The sequence below is a fragment of the Mucilaginibacter sp. genome, assembly GCF_036383575.1.
Lineage (GTDB): Bacteria > Bacteroidota > Bacteroidia > Sphingobacteriales > Sphingobacteriaceae > Mucilaginibacter.
The window spans coordinates 1-4,980 of the sequence record NZ_DASVOB010000131.1 but is presented as its reverse complement, the minus strand read 5'-3'; the positions used below and the strand labels follow the sequence as shown (position 1 = coordinate 4,980).

General features: G+C 45.5%; 3 protein-coding genes and 1 pseudogene. All 4 read right to left on the bottom strand.

Annotated features, from left to right (window positions below):
- Positions 1-366, bottom strand: a 366-nt coding sequence (locus tag VF500_RS04855; RefSeq protein ID WP_330858598.1) for an exo-alpha-sialidase, incomplete at its 3' end; no start/stop codon positions are given.
- A 7-nt stretch (positions 367-373) separates the two neighbouring features.
- On the bottom strand, positions 374-1,099 hold the full coding sequence (locus VF500_RS04850) for a DUF3826 domain-containing protein (protein WP_330858597.1): 726 nt from the start codon (positions 1,097-1,099) through the stop codon (positions 374-376).
- A 12-nt stretch (positions 1,100-1,111) separates the two neighbouring features.
- Entirely contained in the window at positions 1,112-3,868 is a 2,757-nt protein-coding gene (locus VF500_RS04845; protein ID WP_330858596.1) for an alpha-L-rhamnosidase, read from the bottom strand.
- Positions 3,869-3,871: 3 nt separating this feature from the next.
- Positions 3,872-4,980, bottom strand: a pseudogene (locus VF500_RS04840) (glycoside hydrolase family 2); the annotation flags it as partial.

Genomic DNA, 4,980 nt, shown 5'->3' with positions numbered 1-4,980 from the left:
GCCTATTTTGTAATAAAGCTGCAATTCGCCTTTGGGTACCTGGTATAGTACCGGGTTCCAGCAGGCATAGCGTAACGTATCATTCTGGATGCCGTTGGCTACATTAACCCCTTCTGTCCATTTACCACCAACAAAACGGCTTATCCAGATACATACATCGGGATTGCGCTCTTTGGTGCCACCAAACCACGAGGCTACAAGTCCGGTTGGTGTTTCGGCGATGGTTGCTGCATGACACTCGGGGTAAGGTGCTTTGTCATAAATAAACTCATCTTTAATAATGCCCTTGCGCCATGGATTTTGGGCAAATACATTAGCTGTAAATAAGCAAGCCGCAGCACAGGTAAACAAGATCTTTTTAAACATCGTAGTATTATTTTTGAGTAGCAGCTTTATCCTTTGCCGCTTTATCAGCGGCCTTTTTTACGATGATGGCTTTGGTATAGTCGCCGTATAATTTGTGCCAGTTACGGCCGTTGTTGTTGAGGTATTGCTCGTTTTTTGTTTTGTAGATCTCGAAAATGGCCGATACCTGTTTGATATTTTTAAAATCCACAGCCTGTTCGCGGGCCAGCTTCAGGTTAGCGAGGATAGCTGATTCCTCAACTGGGGTAAGATCAGGGATAATAGATTTATAACCGGCTAACGTAAAAGCCACTTTGCCGATGGTGTATTTGTCAAGCACAGTTTCAACCTGTTCTTCAGTTAAATCGGCACGCAAACCGGTCATCAGGTTTTCGTGAACAGATTTTGGCAAGGATGAATTGATGATGATCTGCCTGTCCATAGTGCTCAACGATTTGCCTGTTGCAGGGTCGATACCTGCCGGAACAGATTCGTATGAATGGTTGTTATTCCAATCGCGGATGGCTTTGAGGTGGGTTGCTATCACATTTTTTACCCGGGTAGCTTTTGCTGTATCAGTAAGGGATAATGAGGTTACCCAATCCGTAGCTTTTTTATCCACTTCTGCATCGGCTTTGGCCTGCGCCTCAGGCGTTGGAACTGATTTAGCCGCCTGTTGTTCCTGGGCTTTCAACGTGCCTGACAGCGACAGTAAGGCTATCAGCATAGCACCCGCCATGTTTATTTTTTTCATATCAATGTTGCTTTAATATTTTACTTCAAAATCATAATCACCCGAACCAATGCTGAGCACCGCTCTCCCGCCGTCCATTTTCACCGGTTTAATGTCTTTTATGGCTGATATTTTCTTCCCGTTCTCGGTTACTTCATCCATGTTTTTTGCCGGTACATAAACCAGTGCCGAACTGTTTGGCGGTACAGTAACATGCCATTTAAAATTGCTTTTAGTGTTGGTATAATTACTTCGAACAGTACCATAAGTTGTTTGATACGAGACATTAACACTATCCAACCCGTTAATAATTGCGGGTTGCATAATCAATTGCTTAAATCCTGCATCAACTGTTTTTATCCCGGCGATGTCCTGGTAAAACCAGGCAATCAGATCGCCCAATAGCATGATATGATTACGGGAATTCATGGCAGGGTTGGCTGTATCACCGTTCCATAACTCCCAGATGGTGGTAGCGCCCCGGTTAGCCATATAACCCCAGCTTGGGTAAGTTGTATTGGAAGCGATTTTCCAGGCCAGATCGGGGCGGCCAAATTCGGTAAGGCCGCGCATCAGCCATTGGGTACCTATTACGCCGGTACTGATATGGTCATAGGCTTGGTTGATCTTAGCGACTATGTTTTTAAATACAGCTTGTTTATTGGCGGCTGGGGTAATCCCGAAATACAATGGCAGCAGGTTGGCCGTTACTGTATTGTTGCTGTATCTTGATGTGGTTTTATCAAAATACTTATCATTAAATGCCTTGCTGATGCTCTGCTTTGTGGTACCGAAAAATTGTGCATCAGCCGGTTTGTGCAGCATAACAGCGAACTTTTGCATCAGGCCGGATAAATGATAGTAATAGGCTGTCGCGATCAGTTGCCCATCAGTATTAAGCGAAGAATCTTTAGCGTGGATCAGTTCCGGTGATTCAGGAGGAACACACCAGTCGCCATACTTATCTTTGGTGATGATGTTATTTTTCATGTATTTGACACGCATGTAATCCATCCATTTTTTCATGGATGCGTAATGCTTTTCGATGGGTGCCTTATTCGCAAACTGACGGTAAAGCATATCGGCCAGCAGGATATAAGTGCCGGGCCAGGTCATGTTATCGCTGTAGTAATTCCAATAAGCGGGCGCAACATCCGGGATAGCGCCCTCAGGGGTTTGTGATTGTGCTATATCATCCAGCCATTTGGCGTAGAAATTGCCATTGGCAAACACAAAACTTTCGCCAAGCGAACCTACCGCCCTATCGCCAAGCCATGGCATCCGTTCGTTACGTTGCGGGCAGTCTACAGGCATACCTTTGTAATTGCTCAGGATCCCCCAATAAGCATTATGATAGATCTTATTGACGATGGCGTTAGAGGTTTCAAAACGACCGATGGTTGGCAAGGCATCGTAAACCACCTGCCCTTCAAAATCGGCTAATTCAGGTTTACCGGGATACCCGCTGATTTCCACATACCTGAAACCGTGATACACAAATACCGGGTGCCAGGTTTCTTCCGCCCCGCCTTTCAGCGTATATACATCGGTTACCTTGGCATCGCGCAGGTTGGCTACATAAAGTTCATTATTGGGTTGTAGTGTCTCGGCATAACGAAGAGTTACTTTATCTCCCCGGTTTCCTTTTACATGCATTTGGATCCAGCCCGCCATATTTTGCCCCAGATCCAGGATCCAGACATCTTTTTTTATTTGACTGATGCTGATAGGTTTAACGATATCCATTACCCTGATGGGCTCGTTCATCTGCGCATCAAGCTTGCCGCCTGGTGCTTGTACTAATTCGGCTTTAAGCCAGTTGCTATCTTCAAAACCCGGACTGTTCCATCCCGAAAACTCTTTGGTAGCGTCATACTCCTCTCCGTCGTATTCGTTATTGGTACGGATAGGGCCGTCGGCTGTAAAATGCCAGTTGTTATCGCTAATGATGGTTTGCTTTGTCCCGTCGGTATATTCAACCTCCAGTTGCAACAACATTTTTGGAAAGCCAAATTCCCTGATCTTTTTGGGCTTGTACTTTGGCCGCATGGTAAAATACCTACCATTACCCAGCACCGTTCCGATGGCATTACCACCTTGCTTAAGGTAACCTGTAACATCAAAAGTGTTGTATTTAACTGATTGGGTATAATCGGTAGGAGGACCGGCCAAAACCTGGTCGCCAATGGCTTGGCCATTCACATATAACTCGTAGTGTCCAAGGCCAACGATATAAGCCGTAGCCTTTTTTATAGCCGGCTTCAAATCAAACTGGCGACGATAGTAACGTGCAGAAAGCCGGGAGAATTTAGAAACACTATCCCAGGCAAAACCACGATCACAGCCTATCCATTTGGCTTTCCAGTCGGTAGGGTTTAAAAGGCCAACAGTCCATATTGCGGATTTGCTCCAGGTTGTCGCACCGTGGTTAGTCCACGCCCTAACTTTCCAGTAACATGCTGCACGGCTGCCCAATGCTTTACCCGCGTAGTTGATCATAATGGATTCAGCTGAATTTACTTTGTGCGAATCCCAAAGGTCACCTTGCCCTGCTGTTAGCTTTTCAGGAGTTGAAGCCACCATAATTTGATAAGCTACCTGGTTGGTATTCCGTGTATCACTCGTGATCTGCCAGCTTAACCGGGGCTTTGCTTTGCCGATACCCGAAGGATTGCTCAGCATTTCGCATTTCAGGTTTTGTAAACCGATGCGGGCATCCGCATAGCAATTGCCCGAGCAGTTTAAAATAAAACCCGCTAACAAAATGAGATATGTGAACAGCCTCTTCATCCTTTATTTGCCCGAAAAATCGAAATACAGGTTCAGCGTCAGTGCATCTTCTATATTCCTGTCGTAATTAAAATATTGGTTTTTTTGCCCGCCGGGCCCAAGCTTTTCAGGCTTCTGCGATTTGGTGCCTATAGGGGTTATGCCGTGCATAAACGAGATATTGCCCGAAGGAAAAGCCGGGGCCGTGTTGTACACATTTTTTGGATTAACCGGGGTAAACAGGCGCATAAACACGTCGCGGCTGTTACAAACAATGGTTACCGGTTGACCGGTGGTTTGCAGTTTCATCCAGTACAGGTTAGAATAATAGCCCTTAAACTCAGGATAAACAACCTTGCCCTGCCCGGTGATGGTATTGTTGTAAGTTTTGTCCCACACGCCCAGCGAAGTGCCTTTCATCCGGTTTTTCCATACCCGGTAAGGACCATCCCCCATATAAGTAACGCCTTTGATCTCTTTTTCGGGGAAGGAGAAATTGACACCCATCAAGGTGGCTTCCTCGCCAATTGGCCAATATTTAACATCAAGCTGTACCCAACCCGATGGATAGATTGTCCACTTCAATAAAGGCTCTGATTTTTTGGGCGGGAATACCGCTTCAACAACGAGGTTATCGCCCTCATAATGATAGGTGAGCTTTTGAAAACCTGTTTGATCCTGGCCCTCTACTAATATTGGCCCCTTGTTAAAAGGAATATTTCCTTTAGCATTTTTCACATTGACCAATATGCCGGAGTTACGGTTAAAATCAAGCTCAATTCCGTTACCTGTTTTAACATTGTACAATGAATCGGTTTCGGTGATTACAGCTTTGCTTCCTCCTGTCTTGGCAATGATTCGGTTAGTGATCTGATCATGATTGCTTACCGGGAAGCTCCAGGTGAACAGCTCATGCTTATTTACGTCAAATGCCGATACATACAATGCATCGAAATTTTGCCAGTCTTTAGGCAGTTGTAACTGCAGGTTTCCATACTGCCCCGGCGCAACATCAGGTGAAGCTATGGTGCCGGTTTTAGTTTTTGAACCGGCACCATTGAGCGTAGCCAGTTTATAGCTGAAAGTGCACTGTTTGAGATTAGTGTATGAGAACCTGTTCTCTAAACGCAGTG